This window comes from Streptomyces adelaidensis, from assembly GCF_016598475.1.
Taxonomy (GTDB): domain Bacteria; phylum Actinomycetota; class Actinomycetes; order Streptomycetales; family Streptomycetaceae; genus Streptomyces; species Streptomyces adelaidensis.
This window is the reverse complement of sequence record NZ_JAEMUX010000061.1, coordinates 24,255-46,615: the sequence shown is the minus strand read 5'-3', so window position 1 is coordinate 46,615 and position 22,361 is coordinate 24,255. Positions and strand designations below refer to the sequence as shown.

19 protein-coding genes are annotated in these 22,361 nt (G+C 71.3%); 11 read left to right on the top strand and 8 right to left on the bottom strand.

Going from position 1 to position 22,361, the window contains the following annotated elements; all coding sequences use genetic code 11:
• Positions 1 to 120 precede the first annotated feature (120 nt).
• The 11 genes from I8N67_RS29015 to fabG are packed head-to-tail and all read left to right on the top strand — an operon-like array spanning position 121 to position 11,848.
• Positions 121 to 411 (top strand): acyl carrier protein, encoded by a 291-nt coding sequence (locus I8N67_RS29015; RefSeq protein WP_200307176.1) that lies wholly within the window; start codon positions 121 to 123, stop codon positions 409 to 411.
• The gene (locus tag I8N67_RS29010) at positions 408 to 701 is read left to right on the top strand and encodes an acyl carrier protein (RefSeq protein WP_200307175.1); all 294 of its coding nucleotides are present in this window, start codon (positions 408 to 410) and stop codon (positions 699 to 701) included. Before I8N67_RS29015 ends, I8N67_RS29010 begins: the two co-directional genes overlap by 4 nt.
• A complete protein-coding gene (locus I8N67_RS29005; RefSeq protein WP_200307186.1) occupies positions 691 to 1,950 on the top strand; it encodes a beta-ketoacyl-[acyl-carrier-protein] synthase family protein in 1,260 nt (419 codons plus the stop codon). The genes I8N67_RS29010 and I8N67_RS29005 overlap by 11 nt, the downstream gene beginning before the upstream one ends.
• Entirely contained in the window at positions 1,947 to 2,918 is a 972-nt protein-coding gene (locus I8N67_RS29000) for a beta-ketoacyl synthase N-terminal-like domain-containing protein (protein ID WP_372443817.1), read from the top strand. The genes I8N67_RS29005 and I8N67_RS29000 overlap by 4 nt, the downstream gene beginning before the upstream one ends.
• Positions 2,905 to 4,584 (top strand): 3-aminoavenalumate diazotase, encoded by a 1,680-nt coding sequence (gene avaA6, locus I8N67_RS28995; RefSeq protein WP_200307174.1) that lies wholly within the window; start codon positions 2,905 to 2,907, stop codon positions 4,582 to 4,584. Before I8N67_RS29000 ends, avaA6 begins: the two co-directional genes overlap by 14 nt.
• Positions 4,581 to 5,135, top strand: coding sequence for a hypothetical protein (locus I8N67_RS28990; RefSeq protein ID WP_200307173.1), 555 nt, complete (start codon positions 4,581 to 4,583; stop codon positions 5,133 to 5,135). The genes avaA6 and I8N67_RS28990 overlap by 4 nt, the downstream gene beginning before the upstream one ends.
• A 3-nt stretch (positions 5,136 to 5,138) precedes the next feature.
• The gene (gene avaA7 / locus I8N67_RS28985; RefSeq protein WP_200307172.1) at positions 5,139 to 6,059 is read left to right on the top strand and encodes a 3-diazoavenalumate denitrifying reductase; all 921 of its coding nucleotides are present in this window, start codon (positions 5,139 to 5,141) and stop codon (positions 6,057 to 6,059) included.
• Entirely contained in the window at positions 6,056 to 8,071 is a 2,016-nt protein-coding gene (locus I8N67_RS28980) for an FAD/NAD(P)-binding protein (protein WP_200307171.1), read from the top strand. The genes avaA7 and I8N67_RS28980 overlap by 4 nt, the downstream gene beginning before the upstream one ends.
• A 5-nt stretch (positions 8,072 to 8,076) precedes the next feature.
• Positions 8,077 to 9,537: a class-II fumarase/aspartase family protein gene (locus I8N67_RS28975; RefSeq protein ID WP_200307170.1), complete on the top strand. Its 1,461-nt coding sequence runs from the start codon at positions 8,077 to 8,079 to the stop codon at positions 9,535 to 9,537.
• Positions 9,534 to 11,135 (top strand): MFS transporter, encoded by a 1,602-nt coding sequence (locus I8N67_RS28970; RefSeq protein WP_200307169.1) that lies wholly within the window; start codon positions 9,534 to 9,536, stop codon positions 11,133 to 11,135. Before I8N67_RS28975 ends, I8N67_RS28970 begins: the two co-directional genes overlap by 4 nt.
• A complete protein-coding gene (gene fabG / locus I8N67_RS28965) occupies positions 11,132 to 11,848 on the top strand; it encodes a 3-oxoacyl-ACP reductase FabG (RefSeq protein WP_200307168.1) in 717 nt (238 codons plus the stop codon). The genes I8N67_RS28970 and fabG overlap by 4 nt, the downstream gene beginning before the upstream one ends.
• An 8-nt stretch (positions 11,849 to 11,856) precedes the next feature.
• On the opposite strand, the gene pgi is transcribed toward fabG, so the two are convergent.
• From pgi to I8N67_RS28925, 8 genes are all read right to left on the bottom strand, one after another.
• Positions 11,857 to 13,512 (bottom strand): glucose-6-phosphate isomerase, encoded by a 1,656-nt coding sequence (pgi, locus tag I8N67_RS28960; protein ID WP_200307167.1) that lies wholly within the window; start codon positions 13,510 to 13,512, stop codon positions 11,857 to 11,859.
• A gap of 71 nt (positions 13,513 to 13,583) precedes the next feature.
• Positions 13,584 to 14,813, bottom strand: a complete 1,230-nt coding sequence (locus I8N67_RS28955) for an MFS transporter (protein ID WP_200307166.1) — start codon at positions 14,811 to 14,813, stop codon at positions 13,584 to 13,586.
• A gap of 218 nt (positions 14,814 to 15,031) precedes the next feature.
• The gene (locus tag I8N67_RS28950) at positions 15,032 to 15,367 is read right to left on the bottom strand and encodes an RNA polymerase-binding protein RbpA (protein WP_003957010.1); all 336 of its coding nucleotides are present in this window, start codon (positions 15,365 to 15,367) and stop codon (positions 15,032 to 15,034) included.
• A 205-nt stretch (positions 15,368 to 15,572) separates the two neighbouring features.
• A complete protein-coding gene (gene secG, locus I8N67_RS28945; RefSeq protein ID WP_200307184.1) occupies positions 15,573 to 15,803 on the bottom strand; it encodes a preprotein translocase subunit SecG in 231 nt (76 codons plus the stop codon).
• 101 nt (positions 15,804 to 15,904) lie between these two features.
• Complete coding sequence (tpiA, locus tag I8N67_RS28940) at positions 15,905 to 16,660, bottom strand: triose-phosphate isomerase (protein ID WP_234046463.1); 756 nt, start codon at positions 16,658 to 16,660, stop codon at positions 15,905 to 15,907.
• A 39-nt stretch (positions 16,661 to 16,699) separates the two neighbouring features.
• Complete coding sequence (locus I8N67_RS28935) at positions 16,700 to 17,923, bottom strand: phosphoglycerate kinase (protein ID WP_200307164.1); 1,224 nt, start codon at positions 17,921 to 17,923, stop codon at positions 16,700 to 16,702.
• Positions 17,924 to 18,057: 134 nt separating this feature from the next.
• Entirely contained in the window at positions 18,058 to 19,068 is a 1,011-nt protein-coding gene (gap, locus tag I8N67_RS28930; protein WP_200307163.1) for a type I glyceraldehyde-3-phosphate dehydrogenase, read from the bottom strand.
• Positions 19,069 to 19,337: 269 nt separating this feature from the next.
• A complete protein-coding gene (locus I8N67_RS28925; RefSeq protein ID WP_200307162.1) occupies positions 19,338 to 22,292 on the bottom strand; it encodes a M14 family metallopeptidase in 2,955 nt (984 codons plus the stop codon).
• Positions 22,293 to 22,361 lie beyond the last annotated feature (69 nt).

The following is a 22,361-nucleotide window of genomic DNA, read 5'->3' as shown; positions in this document are numbered from 1 at the left end:
GCCGGGGCCTGGGCACGGCCCGAGAGACACCTCTCCTACGGCCTCTCGTACGGCCTCTCGTACGGCCTCTCGTACGGCCTCTCGTACGGCCTTTCACATGACTTTCGCACGACATTCCCCATGGAGACGGCGATCATGAGCACATCCACCTTGGACAACGAGATCCGTGAGTTCGTCCTGACCACGGTCATCGACGAGATGAACATCCTGCTGAGCCGCGACGGCATCTCGGACGAGAGTCCGGTGACCGTCGGCGGGCTGGAGCTGGACTCCCTGAGCCTGATCGAGCTCACGCTGCGGCTCGAATCGCGGTTCGGCGTGGAGATCCCGGACACCGACATCGAGCCCCTGGCCTCCCTGACCCTCGGCGGGCTCGTCACCGAGGTCGTCGGGCGCGGGGCGAAGGCATGAGCGCGGAAGCCTCCGCGCCGTCCGTCCTCACCACCGACACCGTCCGGGAGCTGCTCGCCGACCGCAAGATCTTCCCCGGCGTCCCCGACGACCTCGCCGAGGACGCCGAACTGGTCCTCGACTCCCTCGGGCTGGTCTGGCTGCTGCATGTGGTGGAGGAGCGGTTCGGCCTGGTCGTGGAGCCCGGCGACGAGGACATCGCCCGGCTCACTTCGCTGCGGCGGCTCACGGAGTTCCTGAGCACCGCGGAAACGGACTCGGTGGAAGGAGGTGACCGCGTTGACCGGTGATGTGACGGTGACCGGGTTCGGCGTACGCACCGCGTTCGGCACGGGCGCGGACGCCCTGAGGCGCGGGGTCTTCGCGGGCCTTCCCTCCTTCGCCCCCACCACCAGGTTCGACACCGGCCCGTACCGTACGCCGATGGCCGGCGCCGCTCCCGACGGCCCCGACGCGGTCGCGGAGTGGGCCCTGCGGCACGCCCTCGCCCGGTGCGGCGCGGACGCCCTCGACATGGCGGACCTGCCCCGGGGCACGGACGCGGCGGTGCTGCTGGGCATCGCGGGCGACTGCACGAGCATCACGCGGTACTGGCGGGACGCGGCGGCGACGCCGGAATCCGGCGGGGACGGCAAGGACAGCGGGGGTGCCAGGAACGGCGGGAACGGCGGGGCCGGGGAAGGCAGGGCTGCGGGCGCGGTGGATACGGCTGCGCGGCTCGCCGACGCCGTCCCCGCCCACCTTGCCGAGACGCTGGCCGGAGGCCTTGGGCTGACCGGCCCCCGGATGACGTTCACCAACGCGTGTGTCGCCTCGGCCGCCGCGATCATCCACGCGTGCCGGCTGATCTCCTCCGGCCGGATCGACGTGGCGGTCTGCGCCGGCGGCTACCTCGTGGAGGAGGAGACGTTCGGGAAGTTCGACTCCGGGCGGGCGTTGTCCCGTGACGGCATGGTGCGGCCGTTCAGCGCCGACCGGAGCGGGCTGCTGCTCGGCGACGGGGTCGCGGCGGTCGTACTGGAATCCGCCGAGCATGCCCGGCGGCGCGGTGCCCGGCCGCTGGCGAGCGTGGTCGGCTGGGGCGCCGCCACCGACGCCCACCACATCTCGCAGCCGCACCCGGAGGGCATCGGCCTGGCCCTCGCCGCCCGGCAGGCGCTGCGGCTCGCCGGGGACCCGGGCGGGGCGGCCCTCGGCTATGTCAACGCCCATGGCACCGGCACCAAGTACAACGACGGTGCCGAGACCCGGGGGCTGCGCGCCGCCCTCCCGGAGCGGGCCGAGTCGATACCGGTCAGCTCCACCAAGAGCACGACCGGCCATCTCCTGGAGGCGGCCGGGGTCGTGGAGTTCGTGATCACGCTGCTGGCCCTGACCGACGGCGTACTGCCGCCCACCGCCGGTTTCACCCGGGCGGACCCGGAGTGCGACCTCGACTACGTGCCCAACCGGCCCCGCCAGGCCGACCTGCGCCGGGCGCTCACCATCAACGCCGCCTTCGGAGGCGCCAACACCGCACTCGTCCTGGAGCGGCCGTGACGACGACGGAGAACACGAAGACGGAGAACACGAAACGAGCCACGGTGGCCGAGAAGACACCGCTCCGCTCACCGCTCGGCGTCCTCACCACCGCAACCGCGACCCACGGCACCGGGCGGGACGACGACATCCCGCTGCCCCGGCTGCCCGGGTTCGTGGAGTCGGCGTTCAGCCCGCTGGCGTACGAGGTCGCGTCGCGGTGCCTGTCCGAGCGGGACGGGGAACGGGACGGGGAACGGGACGGGGAACGGGACGGGGAACGGGACGGGGAACGGGACGGGGAACGGGGCGGGGAACGGGGCGGGGAACGGAACGGAGAGCGGGCCGTGGACGGCTCGCGTACGGCCGTCGCGCTGGCGAGCCTGATGGGTGACACCACCACCGCGGATCTGGCGAGCCGGCGGATGGTGTCCGGGCGGGTCCACAACCCGCTGCTCTTCATGCAGGCCACCGCCAACTCCGTGCTGGGGCACATCAGCCGGGAGTTCGGGATCACCGGGCAGATGTTCAGCCTCTCCACCCTCGACGACCCGGTGACCGAACTGCTGGCCATGGCCGACCTGCTCCTGGAGGACCCGGAGCTGGACCAGGTCCTGGTGGTCGGCGTGGAGCTGGGCGGCGGGGAGCGCCTCGCCGCCGCGTACCGCGAACTGTCCGCCGTCAGCGGCGGCCCGGTCCCGGACCTCCCCGCGTCCGCCGCCCTGGCGGTGGCGGTCCTGCTCGGCCGCCCCGGCACCGGGGCGCCGGTGACCGTCCGGTCGACGCGGACGTACGACGCCGCGCAGGCGGCCCCCGCCGCGCACCCCGGAAGCGTCCAGGCCTTGTTCGACCTGGCCGTCGCCCACCGGCGGCTGCTGCGGGACGGCGGCACCCACGTCCTGGTCACCGCACCCCGGACGACCGCGTTCCGCCTCAGTGCCGAACAGCTCCCCGATGGAAACGAGACGGAGACCCATGCTCATCAGTAGACAGGAGCGGGCGCGGATCTGCTCCGACACCGAACTCGGCGCCGGCAACATCCTCCAGCGACTGCGAGCGTACGAACGCCCGCTCGACGAGCCGGTGCTGCGGACCGACGGCACCTGGCGGGCCCCGGACGGCAGCCACCCCGAGGCGCTGACGCTCGGACAGCTGTACGAGGTGGTCGAGACGTACGCGGGCCGGTACGCGGCCCTGGGTGTGCGGCCCCGCGACCCGGTGGCCGTCCACTCGTCCTCGGCGGCCGAGTTCGCGGTGAACTTCCTGGCGCTGACGTCGCTCGGCGCCATCCCCTCGTTCGTCAACGGCAATCTGTCCCCGGAGACCGCCCGGGAGTACGTGCGCCGGCAGGGCGCGGTGGGCGCCTTCACGGACGCGGCGCACCACGGGGTGCTGTCGGGGGACGCGTCCGGGCTCGGTTTCGTCGTGACCGCCGACGACGTCCGGCCGGAGCACCGCGCCGCGCTTCCGCTGTCGTACCCGTACCGGCACGACCCGACCGACCCGGTGCTCATCTCGCACTCCTCCGGCACCACCGGCCTGCCGAAGGGGGTGCCGCACACCCACCGGACGCTGATGTACGCGCAGTTGCACCGGCTGCGTTTCTCCACCGGCATCGACATGGAGCGCACGCTGGTGGGGCTGCCGGGCGCGCACAACGCGATGGTGGCGACGCTGCTGTACTGCCTGCTGCTGCGCACGGACATCAAGCTGCTCTCCAGCCAGCGCGGCACGGAGGTGCTGGACGCGGTCGAGGAGTTCCGGCCGACGGCGGTGCTGGCGTTCGCCGGGACCTTCGGTGAGATGGCGGCGGAGGACCTGACGGCACGTGATCTGTCCAGCGTGCAGGTGTGGTTCAACACCGGGGACGCGGCGCACGAGGCGCACATCCGGGCGCTCGTGCGGCACGGCGGCCATATCGAGATCGGGCGGGATCTGAGCCGTACCCGGGTCGAGGGCTCGGTCTTCGTGGACGGGCTCGGTTCGTCGGAGGCCGGCTACTCGGTCTTCCACAACCGGCACACCAAGGACACGTCGGCCTACTCGCGCCGCGTCGGCAAGCCGATCAGCTTCGCCGAGGCCGCCGTGCTGGCCGAGGACGGCACCCCGCTGCCGGCCGGCCGGATCGGCCGTCTGGGGCTCAAGTCGCCCACACTCACACCCGGTTACTGGAACGACTCGCTGACCTGGAACCGGATGCGGCTCGGCGGCTACTGGCTCACCGGCGACCTCGCGCACCAGGACGAGGAGGGCAACTTCTACCACCTCGACCGGGTCCCGGACGCCATCCGCACCCGCGCCGGCATCGTCTTCAGCACCCGCACCGAGGAGTTGCTCCTGGCCGAGCTGCCCGGCATCGCCGACTGCACGGTCGTCGGCGTCGCCCCCGACGGCGTACGCGCGGACTGGGACGGCGACGGCGAGGCCGACGCGTACGCGCTGCTCCAACTCGCGGACGAAGACGGAACCGAGGAGAGCGGCGACGGCGACGAGGTGTGGACCGGGCGGGTCAACACCGTATTGACGGCGGCCGGGTTCCCCCCGGTGAGCCGGGCCCTGCGGATGAAGCCCGACGACGTGGCCAAGGGCGCCACCGGCAAGGTTCTCAAACGAGTGATGCGCGACCGGTTCGCCACCAAGGAGCAGCACGCATGAGCACGCACACCGACGCCGACGGCGTCAATCACCGCGCCCGGGCGAGTGAGGCGTACCGGCTGTGGTGGCAGCACGACGCCAACTGGTACCAGGGGGTGGCCGCGCGGTTCGGACAGGAGACGGCGAACGAGATCAACGCGGAGGCGATGGGGAAGGTCGCCCGGCACGTCGGGCAGCGTGTCGCCCGGCTGTACGGGCCGATCCCGGGCACCGGCGACCAGCGCAAGGACCTGGAGGAGCTGCGCCGCCGCTACGACGACTGCGGTGACCGGATGTTCCCGCCGGAGCTGCGCAACGCCTCCACGGAGATCGAGGACGACGACCTGATCGTGCTGACGCTGAGGCGGAACTTCGCGATCACCATGGTCCGGATGGCCGGTTCGCTGGAGGGCTACCGCTGCCCGTGCACCGCCATCCACGCCGGCTGGTCCGAGGGGCTCGGTGTGAGCCTCACGGAGAACAGGGCCGAGAGCTGTCTGCGGGACGGCGACAAGGCGTGCCGTCTGCTCATGCGGATCGCCACCCCTGTCGCCGCCGGTTCGGAGGGCTGAGGCGTGCGCGTACTGGTCGCCGGGGCTACCGGAGTCGTCGGGTATCCGCTGGTGGGCGTACTGCGGGCGCGGGGCCACGAGGTGATCGCGCTGGTGCGGGAGGGGTCCGGGGGCCGGGCCCCCGAGGCGGACGAGGTCGTGGTCGCCGACGCCCTGGACCGTGACGCCCTGCTGCCGGCGGTGCGGGCCGCCCGCCCCGAGGTGGTCGTCCACCAGATGTCGGCCCTGCGGCTGCTGCGCGACGACCCGCCGGAGGCCTTCGCCCGTACCGCGCGGCTGCGCACCGAGGGCACCGCCAACCTGATCGACGCGGCCCGCGCGGCCGGCGCGCGACGGCTGGTCGCACAGTCCATCGCCTTCGCCGCCGCCCCGGCCGGCGACCCCGTGCTCGACGAGGACGCGCCGCTGTACGTGGACGCCCCCGACCCCGGCTGGGCCTTGACGGTACGGGCCGTCGCCGAGCTGGAACGGCAGGTGTCGAGCAGCGGCCTGGCAGGCGTGGTGCTGCGCTACGGCACGCTGTACGGCCCCCGCACCGCGTACGCCCGGACCGGCGCGACCGCGCGGTCCGTGCTGGCCGGACGGCTCCCGCTGCCCGGCGACGGGTCCGGGATCATGTCGTTCCTGCACGTCGAGGACGCCGTGGGGGCGGCTGTGGCGGCCGTCGAGGCGGACGCCACCGGGGTGTTCCATGTGACGGACGACGATCCCGCCCCCGCCGCGCAGTGGCTGCCCCACCTCGCCCGGATGCTCGCCGGACCCTCCCCCCGCTCGGTTCCGACGGCCCTCGCGCCCCGGCTCCTCGGCTGGTTCATGACCCACCAGCTCACGTCCGCGCACGGCGCCGCCAACGACCGGGCCCGTACGGCCCTCGGCTGGAAGCCGACGAGACCGAGCTGGCGCGACGGGCTGGGCCGGGAATGACCACTGCCGATGACACCCTCACCGTCTGTGTGATCGGCGCCGGTCCGCGCGGCCTCTCGGTCCTGGAGCGGATCTGCGCCAATGCCGGGGGGATCGTAGGGCCGGTCGAGGTCCACCTGGTCGATCCGCACCCGCCCGGCGCCGGCGCGGTCTGGCGCACCGACCAGCCGGGCGAGCTGCTGATGAACACGGTCGCCTCCCAGGTGACCTTGTTCACCGACGACAGCGTGGCCTGCGCGGGGCCGTCGGTGCCGGGGCCCAGCCTGTATGAGTGGGCGTGCCTGATCCGCGACGAGGCCATCGACGAGGACCTTCCGCCGTGGGCCCTGGACGAGGCACGGCGGCTCGGCCCCGACACCTATCCGACCCGCGCGTTCCACGGCCACTACCTGGAGTGGGTGTTCCGGCACCTCTTACGCACCGCCCCGCCCCAAGTGACGGTCCGCACCCACCCCTCGACGGCGGTCGCGCTGGACGAGGCCGCCGCGAGCGGGCGGCAGCGGGTGACGCTGGAGAACGGTGACCGGCTGGCCGGGATGGACGCGGTGGTGCTCGCCCTCGGCCACGGCCCCCTGACCCCGATCCCGGAGGAGCGCCGGCTGCGCTCCTTCGCCGACCGTCACGGCCTGACCTATGTGGCACCCGTCAACCCGGCCGACGCCGACCTGAGCGGGATCGCGGCGGGCGCACCGGTCGCCCTGCGCGGGCTGGGCCTGAACTTCTTCGACTGCCTGGCCCTCCTCACCGAGGGCCGCGGCGGCACGTTCAAGGAGGGGCAGTCGGGTCTCGTCTACCTGCCGAGCGGCAACGAGCCGGTGCTGTACGCCGGTTCGCGGCGCGGGGTGCCGTACCACGCGCGGGGCGAGAACGAGAAGGGCGCGCTCGGCCGCCACGAGCCACGGTTCCTGACCCCGGACGTCATCGCCGGCCTGCGCCGACGGGTGGCCGACGGGCGCCCCGTCCACTTCCGTCACGACCTCTGGCCGCTCATCGACCGCGAGGTGCGGACCGTCTACTACGAGGCGTGGATCCGGGCCGCCCAAGGGCCCGGGGCCGCCGGGGAGTTCCTACGGTCGTGTCCGGCGGACCGGGACGGGGAGGCGGCCCTGCTCGACCGGCACGGCGTCCCGGCCGCCGAGCGGTGGGACTGGGCGCGGATCGAACGCCCCTACGGCGAGCGGAAGTTCACCGGCCGCGTCGGTTTCCGGCACTGGCTGCTGGCCTATCTGCGACGGGATGTCGCCGAGGCCCGGCTCGGCAATGTGAACGGACCGCTGAAGGCCGCGCTGGACGCGCTGCGGGACCTGCGCAACGAGATCCGGCTCGTCGTCGACCACGGCGGTGTCTCCGGCGACTCGTACCGCACCGAACTCGACGGCTGGTACACCCCGTTGAACGCCTTCACCTCGATCGGCCCGCCCGCCTTCCGCATCGAACAGCTGATCGCGCTGATCGAGGCGGACGTGCTGCATGTGGTCGGCCCGGGGATGCGGGTACGGGCCCATGAAGGTGACGCCGGGGAGGGGGGTTTCCTCGTGGACGCGGAGCTGGTGGAGGAGCCCCCGGTCCGGGTCGACGCGCTGGTCGAGGCGCGGCTGCCCGCCGTCGACCTGCGGCGGAGCGCCGACCCGCTGCTGGGCGGGCTGCTCGCGGCCGGCGCGTGTCGACCGTACCGGCTGGGCGGTTACGAGCCGGGCGGGCTGGCGGTGACCGACGGTCCGCCCCGGCTGGTGGACGCGACGGGCCGGGCCCATCCACGCCGGTTCGCCTTCGGGGTGCCGGCGGAGGGCGTGCGCTGGGTGACCGCGGTCGGCATCCGGCCGGGCGTCGGCTCGGTGACGCTGGAGGACTCGGACGCGATCGCGCGGGGGGCGCTGGGGCTGACCGGGGTGGCGGGGCCGGAGGGCGAGGGCTCTGAGGCCGCCGCCGGTGCGGTGGCGCGGCAGACATCAGGCGCAGGGATTCGCACAGGGAGTCGCACAAGGAGTCGCTCAGGGAGTCGAGGAACGTGAACGTGATGTCCGTGGGTACCGACGCGGGGCTGCTCGCACCCACGTGGGCGGGCACGCCCGTGGCGGCCGAGGTGACCGACGAGGCCTGGCTGCAGGCCATGCTGGACGTCGAAGTGGCGCTGGCCCGCGCCCAGCACGCCGTCGGGCTGACGCCGGCCGCCGCCGTGGAGACGATTCGCTCGACGGCCCGGGTGGCACGGCTGGACCTGGTCGCCCTGGCCCACGCGGCCCGGGCCGCCGCCAACCCGGTGGTCGCCCTGGTGACCGCCTTCACCGAGGTCGTCGGCGCCGAGGACCCGACCGCCGCCGAGTACGTCCACCGGGGCTCCACCAGCCAGGACATCCTCGACTCGGCGGCCATGCTGATCGCCCGCCGGGTGCTCGGCCTGATCGCCGGGGATCTGGCACGGGTCGCCGCGGCCTTCGCCGCCTTGGCCGACACCCATCGCGCCACCGTCCTGGCCGGGCGCACCCTGGCCCAGCACGCGGTGCCGACGACCTTCGGTCTGAAGGCCGCGGGGTGGCTGGAGCTGGTCCTCGACGCGTCGGTCCGGGTGCGGGCGGTGGCGTCGGCGCTTCCCGCCCAACTGGGGGGAGCGGCGGGGACGCTGGCCGCGTACCGGGAGTACGGGATCTTGGACCGCGGGAGCCGGCAGGCGGCCGGAAGCGGCGACCGGAGCGACGAGGGCGGGGTCGAGCTGCTCGCCCCGTTCGCGGCGGCCCTCGGCCTCGCCGAACCCACCCTGCCCTGGCACACCGTCCGTACGCCCGTCGCCGAACTCGGAGCCGTGCTCCAGCTGGTCACCGGGGCGCTCGGGAAGTTCGCACTCGATGTGCAGACGCTGTCCCGTACGGAGTTGGGTGAGGTGTCCGAGCCGGCGGGCGCCGGGCTCGGTGCCTCCTCCGCCATGCCGCAGAAGCGGAACCCGGCGCTGGCCACACTGATCGTGTCGGCCGCCCGGCAGGTCCCCGCACACGCCCTCGTACTGGCCCAGTGTCTGCTCGCCGAGGACGAACGGCCCGCCGGGGCGTGGCACGCCGAGTGGCAGCCGCTGCGGGAGGCGCTGCGGCTGGCGGGCGGGGCCTCGCACACCGCCGTCGAACTCGCGGAGGGCCTGATCGTCCAGCCGGAACGCATGCGGGCCGACCTCGACCTGACCGGCGGTGCCGTCGTCGCCGAACGGCTGGCCGTGATGCCGGCTCCGGTGCTCGGCAAGGTCCGCGCGAAGAAGCTGCTGACCGCCGCCTCCGCCGAGGCCGCCGACACCGGCCGCCCCCTCGGAAACATCCTGTCCGCCGACCCCGAACTGTCCGCCCGGTTCACCCCCGCCCACCTGTCGGACCTGCTCGACCCGGCCCGCTACACGGGCGCGGCCGAGGCATTGATCGACCGGGCCCTGCACAGATGGGCCCTGCACGGACACGAAGACCCGCGCGGTCGCGAGAGCAACGGAGGCACCCTGTGAGCACCGTGAGCCGGACGACGGAGAACCCGGCGGCGACGCCGTCCCGTTCCTGGCCCGTCCTCGTGGTCGTGGTCTGCGCGCAGATGCTGATCTGGCTGGACACCTCGATCCTCAATGTCGCCGTCACCACGCTCGCCGACCCGGTGGACGGTCTGGGCGCGACCCCCGGCGAACTGGAATGGGTGGCGAGCGCCTACACCCTGGTCGTCGCCGGCACCCTCTTCGCGGGCGGCGCGCTGGCCGACCGGTTCGGCCCCCGGAACACGCTCCTCGCCGGGCTCGCGCTGATCGGCGTGGCCTCCGGCGCGGGCGCGTTCGTGGACAGTCCGGCGTGGCTGATCGTGGCGCGCGCCTTCATGGGCGCGGGCAGCGGTCTGCTGATGCCCGCGACGCTGACGGTCATCGTGCAGAGCACTCCGGAGGAGAAACGCACCCGGGCGATCGCGATCTGGAGCTCGTCGAGCGGTCTCGGCGTGGCCGTCGGCCCGGTCGCGGGCGGGGCGCTGCTCAGTCACTTCTGGTGGGGTTCGGTGTTCCTGGTCAACGTGCCGATCGTCGCCCTGTGCCTGCTGGCGGTCGTGGCCGTCGTCCCCGACCTGGGCGGTTCCCGCCGCCGCGTCCTCGACCTACCGGGTCTCGCCCTGTCGGTGCTCGGCCTGGGCGGCGTGGTCTACGGCATCATCGAACTCGGCAACGGCCGGACCTGGTACGGCCCCCACGTGCTCCTGCCCCTGCTGCTGGGCGGCGTCCTGCTGGCCGTCTTCGTCGCCGGCCAGCGCCGGTCCCCGGCGCCCAGCCTGGACCTGCGGCTCTTCCGGCAGCCCGGCTTCACGGCCGGCAGCGTGGTGCTGCTGATCGCCTTCATGGCACTGGCCGGTCACCTGTTCTACGCGGCCTTCTACCTCCAGGGCCCCCGGGGGCTCTCCCCCGCCGACGCCGGCATGGTCATGATCGCCGCCGCGGTCGGCATCGTCCTGGGCAGCCAGGCCTCCCCGGCGCTGAGCCGCCGGCTGACCGCCCGCTGGACGGTCGCGTCCGGAGTCCTGGCCACCGCCGCCACCTATGTCGCCTACGCGTGGCTCGACGGGCGGACCCCGATCTGGGTGGTCGCCGTGCTGCTGTGGGTCCAGGGCTTCGGGATGGGCCTGGTCGGCACGCCGGTCACGGCGGTGATGATGCGCGGGGTGCCCCCGCAGCTCGTGGGCGCCGGCTCCGCCGTCAACAGCGTCACCCGGCAGGTCGGCGGCACCCTGGGCGTCGCGTCGGCCGGTTCGATCCTCTCCGGCGTCTACCGCGACCGAATGGCCGCCGCCGAACTGCCCGGCACCGCACGGGGCCTGTCGCGGGCCGCCGAGGACCAGGCCCGTACCTCCGCCGAGGGCGCCCGTGCCCTGGCCGATTCCCTGCGCCTGCCCGAACTGGCGGCCACGGCCGACCGCGCCTTCCTCGACGCGATGTACGCCGCCACCCTCACCGTCGCGGCCCTCGCCCTGGTCGGTTTCGCCGTGGCAGTCGTGGGCCTGCGCACCCGGGCGGCGCCACCACCACAGGACACCCGGCCGGTGGAGACCGGAAGCAAGGAGAGGGAAGCCCGATGACACAGCCGACAGCCCGTTCGGTCTTCGTCACCGGCGGGAACAGGGGCATCGGACTGGCCATAGCCCGCCGTTTCGCCGCCGCCGGTGACCAGGTCACGGTGACCTATCGGGGCGATGAGCCACCCGCGTCCGAGGGACTCCTCGCCGTACGGTGCGATGTGACGGACAGTCAACAGGTCGACCGGGCCTTCAAGGAGGCCGAGGCGGCGCACGGTCCGGTGACCGTCCTGGTCGCCAACGCGGGCGCCGCCCACGACCGGCTGCTGGTGCGGATGACCGAGGCGGACTTCACCTCCGTCATCGACACCAACCTCACCGGAGCCTTCCGTGTCGCCCAGCGCGCGGTGCGCGGCATGCTCCGGGCGGGCCACGGCCGGATCGTCCTGATCTCCTCCACGGCCGCCCTGCACGGCGCCCCCGGCCAGACCAACTACGCGGCGGCCAAGGCCGGCCTGGTCGGCTTCGCCCGTTCCCTGACCCAGGAACTCGGCGCCCGCGACATCACCTGCAACGTCGTCGCCCCCGGCCTCACCGAGACCGACATGAGCCGCGCCCTCACCCCCGAACAGCGCCGGGACCTCCTGCGGACCACCCCCGCCGGACGCCTCGGCCGCCCCGAGGAGGTCGCCGACGCGGTGGCCTTCCTCGCCGACGCGGGCTACATACGCGGCGCCGTGATCCCGGTCGACGGCGGCGCCGGCCTGGGCCACTGACCACCCGGCTACCGCCTGCCGCGCAGCTCCCGGTACTTGGCGACCAGCGCCTTCGTGGACCCGTCGAGCCCCGGTACCTCGGCCCCCTCCGTCAGCGCCGGCTCCACCCGCTTGGCGAGGACCTTGCCCAGCTCGACACCCCACTGGTCGAAGGAGTCGATGTTCCAGACCGCGCCCTGGACGAACACCTTGTGCTCGTACAGCGCGATCAGCTGCCCGAGGACCGACGGGGTCAGCTCCTTGGACAGGATCGTGGTCGTCGGGTGGTTGCCCTGGAACGTCTTGTGCGGCACCAGCTCCTCCGGCACGCCCTCGGCCCGTACCTCGTCCGGCGTCTTGCCGAAGGCCAGCGCCTGGGTCTGGGCGAAGAAGTTGGCCATCAGCAGATCGTGCTGGGCCTTGAGCTGTTCACCGAGCTCGGCGACCGGCTCGGCGAAGCCGATGAAGTCCGCCGGGATCAGCTTCGTGCCCTGGTGGATCAGCTGGTAGTACGCGTGCTGCCCGTTGGTCCCCGGCGTGCCCCACACCACCGGCCCCGTCTGCCACTCCACCGGCACCCCGTCCCGGCCCACATACTTGCCGTTGGACTCCATGTCCAGCTGCTGCAAGTACGCCGTGAACTTGGACAGGTAGTGGCTGTACGGCAGCACCGCGTGCGACTGCGCGTCGTGGAAGTTGCCGTACCAGATGCCCAACAGGCCCAGCAGGAGCGGCACATTGGACTCGGCGGGCGCCGTACGGAAGTGCTCGTCGACGATGTGGAACCCGTCGAGCATCTCCCGGAAGCGGTCCGGACCGATCGCGATCATCAGCGACAGACCGATCGCCGAGTCGTAGGAGTACCGCCCGCCGACCCAGTCCCAGAACTCGAACATGTTGGTCGTGTCGATGCCGAAGTCCGAGACCTTCCCGGCGTTCGTGGACAGCGCGACGAAGTGCTTGGCGACGGCGTCGGAGCCGGCCTTCAGCTCCGTGAGCAGCCAGTCCCGCGCCGAGGTCGCGTTGCTGATCGTCTCGATCGTGGTGAACGTCTTCGAGGCGATGACGAACAGCGTCTCCGCCGCGTCCAGATCCCGTACCGCCTCGTGCAGGTCGGCCCCGTCCACGTTCGACACGAAACGGACGGTCAGATCGCGGTCGGTGTAGGACCGCAGCACCTCGTACGCCATCGCCGGGCCCAGGTCGGAGCCGCCGATGCCGATGTTGACGATGTTCTTGATGCGCCGGCCGGTGTGACCGGTCCACGCGCCGGAGCGGACCCGCTCGGCGAAGGCGGTCATCTTGTCGAGGACGGCGTGCACAGCCGGCACGACGTTCTCGCCGTCGACCTCGATCATCGCGTCGCGCGGGGCGCGCAGTGCGGTGTGCAGGACGGCGCGGTCCTCGGTGGTGTTGATCTTCTCGCCGCGGAACATGGCGTCCCGCAGCCCGAACACGTCGGTCGCGGCGGCCAGCTCGCGCAGCAGCCGCAGCGTGTCGTCGGTGATCAGGTGCTTGGAGTAGTCGACGTGCAGATCGCCGACCTCCAGCGTGTACCCGGCGCCGCGCCCCGGGTCGGACGCGAACAGTTCGCGCAACTGCACCTCGCCCAGCTGCTCCCGGTGCTCGGCCAGCGCGGTCCACTCGGGAGTCTGGTTGAGCCTGGTACGGCTTTCTGCGTTCATCTGGGACTTCAGCCTTCTTTCCTACCTGGTCCTGCCTGTACCTTGCCCCGCTGCCGGTCCAACCTAATTGATCACAACGGAACACGAGCTGTCGTCGGGTCGTCGTCCGGCTCAACAACAGATACGTCCACTTTGAGCGCCGGTATCAGCGCGGCGACGGACAGGGCGAAGAAAGCGGCGGCGAGCAGGGCCGGGGTGTTCGGCCCCCAGGCCGTGACGACGCCGCCGCCCAGCAGTGCGCCCAGGGGCGCCCCGGCCACCCCGAGGGTCCGGAAGGCGGAGCTGACCCGGCCGAGCAGCTCGGCGGGGGTCCGCTGCTGCATCAGGGTCGTGGTGTTGATGTTCCACACCATCCCCATGGCGCCGAAGACGGCCAGGCTCGCCACCAGCGCCGCCAGACCGCGCACCGAGCCCATCACGACCAGCGCCCCGATCTGCACCACACCGGCCAGCAGCACGGCACGCACCCGCCCGGCGCGGGCCACCAGCCGCCCGTTCACCACTCCCCCGGCGAGGCTGCCGACCGTGTACGCGGTCATCGCCGCCGCGAACCCGGTGGTGCCCGCGTCCAGCCAGTCGGTCACCATTAGGACCAGCGTGGCGATGAGGGCGCCCATGCCCACATTGCACAGCGCGGTCGCGGCGCACAGCCCGCGCAGGGGCAGGTCCCGCCACAGCGCCCGCAACCCGGCGGCGATCTCCGCGCGCACGGTGCTGCCCTCAGGTCTCGGCTCCCGCTCGGGCAGGGCGACCTTCAGCGACGCCACCAGCGCGGCGGCCACCAGAAAGGTCACGGCGTCGGCCGCGAAGGGGACGGCGGCCCCGGCGGCGAGGAGCAGCGGGACGAGGGGCCCGGCGACCAGACCTCCGGCCATCCGCTGCCCGGTCAGCAGCCGGGCGTTGGCGCCGCCCAGCGCGTCGCGGTCCACCACGGCGGGCAGCAGTGCCGTCGCCGCGTTGTCGAAGAGCGTCTGGAGTGTGGTCAGTGCGAAGGCCAGCGCGATCAGCAGGCCGATCGAGGCATGGCCGAGCGCCACGGCGACCGCGAAGCCCGCCACCAGCAGACCGCGCCCAACGTCCACGACCCACATGGCCCGCCGCTGGTCCACCCGGTCGGCGACGGCCCCGCCGAGCAGCCCGAACACCAGCCATGGCAGATAACCGCAGGCCGTGACCGCCGCGACGAGCAGCGGCTCATCCGTCAGCGTCACCGCGAGCAGCGGCAGCGCGGCCGTACGCAGTGCGTCCCCGAAGCTCGACAACACCGCGGCACTCCGCAGCCGCCCGAAACCCCCGGTCATGGTCACGTGTCCCCCCGCACGATTCGTCGATGCACAAACCGTAGAGGGCACCACTGACAATCGACCTGACCAGCAACCTGGCAATACGCCTGGCAATCGATCTGACCAGCGGAGAAATGAAAAACGCGGGAATCGTGAGCCACCCGGCTCCTACCGCGTCCGGCCCCGCCCCGAACGCGTCCGGCCAGGCACCCTGGGTGCCCGGCCGGTGTCAACTCCTAGATCTCACCCCGCAGTTTGGCGAGCGCCTCGGCGAGGATCGCCTCGCCGTCCGCGTCGCTGCGCCGCTCCCGCACATAGGCGAGGTGCGTCTTGTAGGGCTCGGTGCGCGGTGGGTCCGGCGGGTTGTCCCGGTCCTGTCCGGCGGGGAAGCCGCAGCGCGGGCAGTCCCAGGTGTCGGGGACCTGCGCGTCGCTGGCGAAGCTGGGCTGGGTCTCGTGCCCGTTGGAGCACCAGAAGGAGATGCGCAGCCGGGGGGCGGACTCGCCGCGCTCGGCCTCGCCCATCGGCCCCGCCCCGACCCGGCTTCCTCGGATCGCGTTGCCACTTGCCACGGTCGTAACTCCCTGCGTAATGGTGCGGCGAAGCGAGTCGGCGTTTCGCTTCGCTGCGAGCGCCTCAGTCTACGTAAGGCCCAACGCGCGTCCAGTGATTGGAGTTACATCCCGCTCACAGACGCAAGCCCCATGATAGGCCGCGCTCGAAGTCGCGTACCCAGCATGGGGCTTTACGTGCGGAATGGTGCGTCCGTGACGCCAGTCAGTTGTTGACCTTCATCAGGATGCCGAGTACGACAATGCACGCGAACCACAACAGACCGACCACGACGGTGATCCGGTCCAGGTTGCGCTCGGCGACCGAGGAGCCACCGACGGACGACTGCATACCGCCACCGAACATGTCGGAGAGGCCGCCACCCTTGCCCTTGTGCATCAGCACCAGCAGCATCATCAGCAGGCTGAAGACGACCAGGGCGATCGAGAACCCCATAACCACGGCTGGACCAACTTCCTCGGATTCTGATGGACGACGGGGGCCGGCACCTGGTGCTGACCCCCGCAAGAGTACGACGTATCGCGCCCACGGCCTACTTACTGGTCCCGGAAGCGCACGATCTTGACGAACTCGTCCGTGTCCAGCGACGCGCCGCCGACGAGGGCGCCGTCGATGTCGGGCTGGGCCATGATCTCGGCGACGTTGCCGGCCTTGACGGAGCCGCCGTACTGGATGCGGATCTGGTCGGCGGTCTCCTGGGAGTACAGGTCGGCGAGCTTGCCGCGGATGGCCGCGCAGACCTCCTGGGCGTCCCCGGCGCCGCAGACCTTGCCGGTGCCGATGGCCCAGACGGGCTCGTAGGCGATCACGATGGTCTCGGCGTGCTCGGCCGGGACGTCCTTCAGGCCGCCCTCGACCTGGGCGAGGGTGTGGGAGACGTGGTTGCCCGCCTCGCGGACGTCCAGCTCCTCGCCGACGCACAGGATCGGGGTGAGGCCGTACTTGAAGGCGTTCTTGACCTTGGCGTTGACGAGCTCGTCGGTCTCGTTGTGGTACTGGCGGCGCTCGGAGTGGCCGATCGCCACGAAGGTGCACTTGAGCTTGGTCAGCATCGGGCCGGAGATCTCGCCGGTGTAGGCGCCGGAGTCGTGCGCCGAGACGTCCTGGGCGCCGTACTTGATCTTGAGCTTGTCGCCTTCGACCATGGTCTGGACGGAGCGCAGGTCGGTGAAGGGCGGCAGGACCGCGACCTCACAGGCCTCGTAGTCCTTGTCGGCGAGGGCGAAGGCGAGCTTCTGGACGTGGGCGATGGCCTCGAGGTGGTTGAGGTTCATCTTCCAGTTGCCCGCCATCAGCGGCAGGCGGCCTTTTTCAGCAGCAGTCATTGAGGGTCAGTCCTTAAGTGCGGCGAGGCCGGGGAGCGTCTTGCCCTCCAGGTACTCGAGGGAGGCGCCGCCACCGGTCGAGATGTGGCCGAACGCGTTCTCGTCGAAGCCCAGGATCCGCACGGCCGCGGCGGAGTCGCCGCCGCCGACGACCGTGAAGGCCTCGGAGTCGAGGAGTGCCTGGGCGACCGCCTTGGTGCCCTCGGCGAAATCGGGGTGCTCGAAGACGCCCATCGGGCCGTTCCAGAAGACGGTGGCGGCGTCGGTGATCTTCGAGGCATACAGCTTGTGGGTCTCCGGACCGATGTCGAGACCCATCTGGTCGGCCGGGATGGCGTCCGCGGCGACATCGGTGGGGTGGGCCGGAGCCTTGCTCTTCAGGTCCGGGAACGCGGGGGCGACCACGGCGTCGACGGGCAGGACCAGCTCGACGCCGGTCTTCTCCGCGCGCTCCAGGTACTCGGTGACGGCCGCGAGCTGGTCCTCCTGGACCAGGGAGCCGCCGATCTCGTACCCCTTCGCCTTGAGGAAGGTGAACGCCATGCCGCCGCCGATGAGGATGCGGTCGGCCTTGCCGAGCAGCTGGTCGATGACGGCGAGCTTGTCGGAGACCTTGGAGCCGCCGAGCGCGACCACGTAGGGGCGCTTGACGTCCTCGGTCAGCTTCTTCAGGACGCCGACCTCGGTGGCGATGAGGTGGCCCGCATAGTGCGGCAGGCGGGTCGGGAGGTCGAAGACCGAGGCGTGCCTACGGTGGACGGCGCCGAAGCCGTCACCCACGTAGACGTCGGCGAGGGCGGCCAGCCGGTCCGCGAAGGCGGCGCGCTCGGCGTCGTCCTTGGACGTCTCGCCGGCGTTGAAGCGGAGGTTCTCCACGACCGCGACCTGGCCGTCGGCGAGGCCCGCGACCGTGGCCGTGGCGGAGTCGCCGACCGTGTCCGTCGCGAACGCCACGTCGGCGCCCAGGAGTTCACCGAGGCGGGCGGCGGCCGGGGCGAGGGTGAAGGCGGGGTCCGGAGCGCCCTTGGGGCGGCCCAGATGGGAGGCGACGACGACCCGGGCGCCTGCCTCGGCCAGCGCCTTCACGGTGGGCAGCACGGCGCGGATGCGGCCGTCGTCTGCGATCTTTGCAGTAGCGGTGCCGTTTTCCAGCGGCACGTTGAGGTCGGCGCGTACGAAGACCCGCTTGCCGGCGACGCCGTCGGCGAGGAGTTCGTCGATCGTCTTCATTGAGAGGGCTCCCGAAGAGGACTTGTGGTGCTCGTGATCGTAGGAGGGCCGTTCGGTACGTGCCGCAGGGCTCGGGCGGCGCGTCCCTGCGCCGCCCGAGCCCTGCGTTCACATAGAGGTGCCTGCTCTGTCGGTCAGAGCTGGCCGCCGACGAAGACCGTGAGGTCGACGAGGCGGTTGGAGTAGCCCCACTCATTGTCGTACCAGCCGAGGATCTTCACCGAGTTGCCCTCCTGGACCATGGTCAGGGAGGAGTCGAAGGTGCAGGAGGCCGGGTCGCTGACGATGTCCGAGGAGACGATCGGGTCCTCGGTGTACGCCAGGTAGCCCTTGAGGTCGCCGTCCTCGGAGGCCTTCTTGAACGCGGCGTTGACCTCGTCCTTGGTGACTTCGCGCTGCAGCGTCACGACCAGGTCGGTGGCCGAGCCGGTCGGGACCGGGACGCGCATCGCGATGCCGTCGAGCTTGCCCTTGAGCTGCGGGAGGACCAGCGCGGTGGCCTTCGCGGCACCGGTGGTGGTCGGGATGATGTTCTCGGCGGCGGCGCGGGCGCGGCGCAGGTCCGAGTGCGGGAAGTCCAGGATGCGCTGGTCGTTCGTGTACGCGTGGACCGTCGTCATCAGGCCCTTGACGATGCCGAAGTTCTCGTCGAGGACCTTGGCCATCGGCGCCACACAGTTGGTGGTGCAGGAGGCGTTGGAGATGACGTGGTGGTTGGCCGCGTCGTACTTGTCCTGGTTGACACCCATCACGATGGTGATGTCCTCGTCCTTGGCCGGAGCCGAGATGAGGACCTTCTTGGCGCCGCCGGTGATGTGCTTCTCGGCGTCGGCCTTCTTGGTGAAGATGCCGGTCGACTCGATGACGATGTCGACGCCGAGCTCGCCCCACGGGATGTCGGCGGGGTTGCGCTCGGAGAGCACCTTGATGGTGTGGCCGTCGACGGTGATCGTGTCGGCGGTGTGCGACACCTCGGCCTTGAGTCGGCCCAGGATGGTGTCGTACTTCAGGAGGTGTGCGGTGGTCGCGGTGTCACCCAGGTCGTTGACAGCCACGATCTCGATGTCTGCACCCTGCTCCAGCAGCGCGCGGAAGTAGTTACGACCGATGCGGCCAAAGCCGTTGATGCCTACGCGGATCGTCACGAACCGATCTCCTCGTTGGTACGCCGGCTCAGCGCCGGCGAGCTGTATGGGATGTCCCCGACCGCCTCCGACCCTACCCCCCAAGGGCCCGTCCAGTGACATCGAGATGCCCTATACATGCCGGTGCGGTCCGTACTCACCAGTAGGGGTACGGACCGCCCGGCTTTTGCAAGGTGATTACCTTTTGAGCGGCCCTCCGATCATCTGATTCCAGATGATCGGAAGGGCCGCTCACGGGCCTCTCATCAGCCGTTCGGCACAGTCGGCGCTCAGTTCTTCAGAGCCGCCAGCGCCTTGCCGAGCAGCGCCGTCCGGTCGGCCGCCGCGGTGACCTGCTCCAGGCCGAAGCCCAGCAGCACGGTGTCGTCCGTGGTGACCGCGCCGTACGTCTTGAAGAGTTCACCGGACAGGCCCCAGTCCTTCACGACCGCCGGGCTGCCCGCGGGCGGGCCGGGGACGCTCCAGGCACCGAGCGACGTCTCGAAGCCCTCGGTCGCACCGGCCGCGCCGCCGATGACGACGGTGGCGTTGTCGGCGAGGACGCCGCGACCGCCGCTGCCGGGGTCGGTGATGTAGCCGAGCGACACCTCGACGGTCTTCCCCGCGTACGCGGACAGGTCGAACTCGACCTGCTGCCAGCCGTCGGAGGCCCCGGTGAAGCTGTTCCAGGAGCCGCTGGTCCCGCTCGGCGTGCAGCCGCCCGCGCCCAGGGTCAGGTACCGCTTCAGGGCCGGGTGGCCCTGGATGAAGTACCCGGCCTCGCACTCGGCCGGCACGGCGGTGGAGGTGGCGCCGCCGGCCTCCGGCAGCGTCGTCCAGTCGTCCGCTCCGGCCGTGTGCGCCTCGAGGACCGCGTGGTCGTAGCCCTCCTCGGTGCTCCACAGGAGCTGGGTGCGCAGTGTCGGCTTGTCGGCCGCGGCCACCGAGGTGAGGTCGATGGTGCGGGTGAGGCGGTTCCAGGCGTAGTCGGTGTGCGTGACGGCGGCCATGGACGCGCCCTCGTACGGGCCGTACGGGTTCACGGTCCCGGGGTACTGGCCCGCGCCGGCGCTCGCGAACTGCGGGAACGTCTCCACGGGCAGGGCGTCCGAGGTGATGCCGAAGGATCCGGCGGTGTTCAGCGGGTTGCCCGGCGCGTCGCCGAGCGTGCCCGTGAAGCCGCCGAGCTTGCTGAGACCCGCGAAGGCCTTGGCGTCGGGCAGAGAGGTACGGCTGTAGGCGCCCAGGTAGTACTGGCTGAAGTCGTTCGACAGCGTGCCGCCGCCGAGGTCGACCGCGCCGCCCGCGCTCTCGCCCGCCTCGATCAGCTTGCCGCCCTCGTTGAGGTAGGCGCGCAGTTCGAGCTGGGTGGCGACGCCGGGTCGCACGGCGCCCGTGTAGTGGACGGCCTGCTTGAAGTGCTTCAGTACGCCGAGCGCGTCGGGGGCGCCCAGGGTCGCGACGTCCCAGACGAGCGCCTTCTTGCCGTTGGCCTTCAGCGCGTCCACATAGGCCTGCGCCTGGGTCGCGGTCGCGCCCTCCTCGGCGACGACGAGCGTGTCGGCCTTGGGTCGCTCGGCGATCGTGTACGTGAAGCGCTTGCTGGTGGTGGGCTTCCCGGCCTTCGTCTCACCGGTGAACCACACCTCGACCTTGTCGCCCGGTTCGCCGTCCTGCACCTTGGCCCGGTACTCGTCGAAGTAGAGGTTGTCCTCGCCGCCGAACGTCTCGCCGCCCTTCCATGCCTTGAGCGTCTGGTCGTACGTACGGCCGCGGCCGTTGACCCGGTACTTCAGTTCCTTGTCCCGCACGGACCGGCGCGCTACGACGGATATCTCCTGGTCAGCGCCGCGCGAGTACGACGTGGTGAAGCCGGCCGGGGTGAAGTCGGGGGCGTCGACGCCGACCGAGGACTTCGGCTGGTCGGGCTTGACCGCGGACTCGGCGACGGAGAGCGCGAACGGGATGTTCTTCTCGAACTCCTGCTCGATCAGCTTCTCGTCGTCCGGGAACGTGAAGACCGAGGCGCAGTCCTCGGGCTTCCAGGCGTCGTCCGGGTGGATGTTCGACACGGTCTGGCACGTCGACATCTCGGGGGTGAACATCGCCGTGCCGTTGACGTTGGCCGCGTGGCCGTCCGCCTCACCGTTGGTGGTGTACAGCTCGGAGGAGAGCTGGGGGTGGTAGCCGGGGATCGCGGAGTTCTCCGGTGTGCCGGCCAGCGACTCGTAGAGCACGTCGTCCGGGGTGGGGCTCGCCACCTGCCAGCCGACCCCGTAGAGGAGGAGTTCGGCGGCCGAGTGGTAGTTGATGCCGTACTCGAAGCCGATGCGCTTCTCGAAGGCGTCCAGGGCCTTCGTCTCGGGCTCCGAGTTGGGGCCGCCACCGCGGTAGGTCTCGCTGGTGGGGGCCGGGGACGAGCCCTCGTCGTCGTAGCCCCACTTGTAGGCGAAGTTGCGGTTGAGGTCGACGCCGTCGCCGACCGTGATGGCGTTGTCGCCGTTGATGTCCCGCAGGTTCTTGCGCCACTGGCGGCCCGCGGTGTCCCGGTGCGTGAAGTCGTAGCCGTCCGGGTTGGCGGAGATCACGAACCACAGCTCGGTGGTGTCGACGATCTTCTTGATCCGCTTGTCCGTCTTGTAGTTGTCCAGGTAGTGGTGCATCAGCCGCCGGGTCATCTCCGGCGTGATCCACTCCCGCGCGTGCTGGTTGGACATGTACAGCACGGACGGCTTGGCGCCGTCCTTGGTCTTCTTCGCGTTCTTGGTGAGCTTGACCGCGAGGATGTCCTGCCCCTGCAGGGACTTGCCGATGGAGACCACCTTGGTCAGGGACGGGTTCTCCTGGCCCGTGCGGACGATCTCCTCCTTGATGTTGCCCGCGCCGCTGTAGGGGCGGAAGACCCCGTCACCGGCGGCGGACACGCGGGCCTGAGCCTTGCTGGTGAGCTTGTGCTCCTCGAGCTCGACGCCCTGCTCCTCCAGGGCCCCCGCCTGCTTGTCGGTGAGGTAGACCTCGACCGAGGCGGTGCCCTTCTCCGGCGCTTGCTCACTGAGTTCGTGGCCGTCCTGCCCGGCCGCGAGCAGCAGGGGAATCTGCTGCTTCGTCACCTCGGCGCGGAAGACCTTGACTTCCTCGGCCTCGGAGCCGTCGTTCTCGGCCGCCTGGGCCAGTGGTGCGAGTCCCGCACCGCCGCCCAACAGGAGCGCGCCCGTGGCGAGGATCGCTCTCGCTCTTCGTCTCATGAGCCCCCCTTGCAGTGATTCGCCACAATGGCGAACAGACGCCAGGCTCATGTCAGATCTCAGTCAAGT

Bases quoted from the DNA above. Each gene is read 5' to 3' on its own strand.
- I8N67_RS28980 (WP_200307171.1), top strand. From the start codon at position 6,056: ATGACCACTGCCGATGACACCCTCACCGTCTGTGTGATCGGCGCCGGT.
- I8N67_RS28955 (WP_200307166.1), bottom strand. From the start codon at position 14,813: ATGACCGGGGGTTTCGGGCGGCTGCGGAGTGCCGCGGTGTTGTCGAGC.
- I8N67_RS29015 (WP_200307176.1), top strand. From the start codon at position 121: ATGGAGACGGCGATCATGAGCACATCCACCTTGGACAACGAGATCCGT.
- tpiA (WP_234046463.1), bottom strand. From the start codon at position 16,660: ATGGCGGGCAACTGGAAGATGAACCTCAACCACCTCGAGGCCATCGCC.
- pgi (WP_200307167.1), bottom strand. From the start codon at position 13,512: ATGAACGCAGAAAGCCGTACCAGGCTCAACCAGACTCCCGAGTGGACC.
- avaA6 (WP_200307174.1), top strand. From the start codon at position 2,905: ATGCTCATCAGTAGACAGGAGCGGGCGCGGATCTGCTCCGACACCGAA.
- secG (WP_200307184.1), bottom strand. From the start codon at position 15,803: ATGGGGTTCTCGATCGCCCTGGTCGTCTTCAGCCTGCTGATGATGCTG.
- I8N67_RS28990 (WP_200307173.1), top strand. From the start codon at position 4,581: ATGAGCACGCACACCGACGCCGACGGCGTCAATCACCGCGCCCGGGCG.
- fabG (WP_200307168.1), top strand. From the start codon at position 11,132: ATGACACAGCCGACAGCCCGTTCGGTCTTCGTCACCGGCGGGAACAGG.
- I8N67_RS28975 (WP_200307170.1), top strand. From the start codon at position 8,077: ATGTCCGTGGGTACCGACGCGGGGCTGCTCGCACCCACGTGGGCGGGC.
- I8N67_RS29010 (WP_200307175.1), top strand. From the start codon at position 408: ATGAGCGCGGAAGCCTCCGCGCCGTCCGTCCTCACCACCGACACCGTC.
- I8N67_RS28935 (WP_200307164.1), bottom strand. From the start codon at position 17,923: ATGAAGACGATCGACGAACTCCTCGCCGACGGCGTCGCCGGCAAGCGG.
- I8N67_RS28925 (WP_200307162.1), bottom strand. From the start codon at position 22,292: ATGAGACGAAGAGCGAGAGCGATCCTCGCCACGGGCGCGCTCCTGTTG.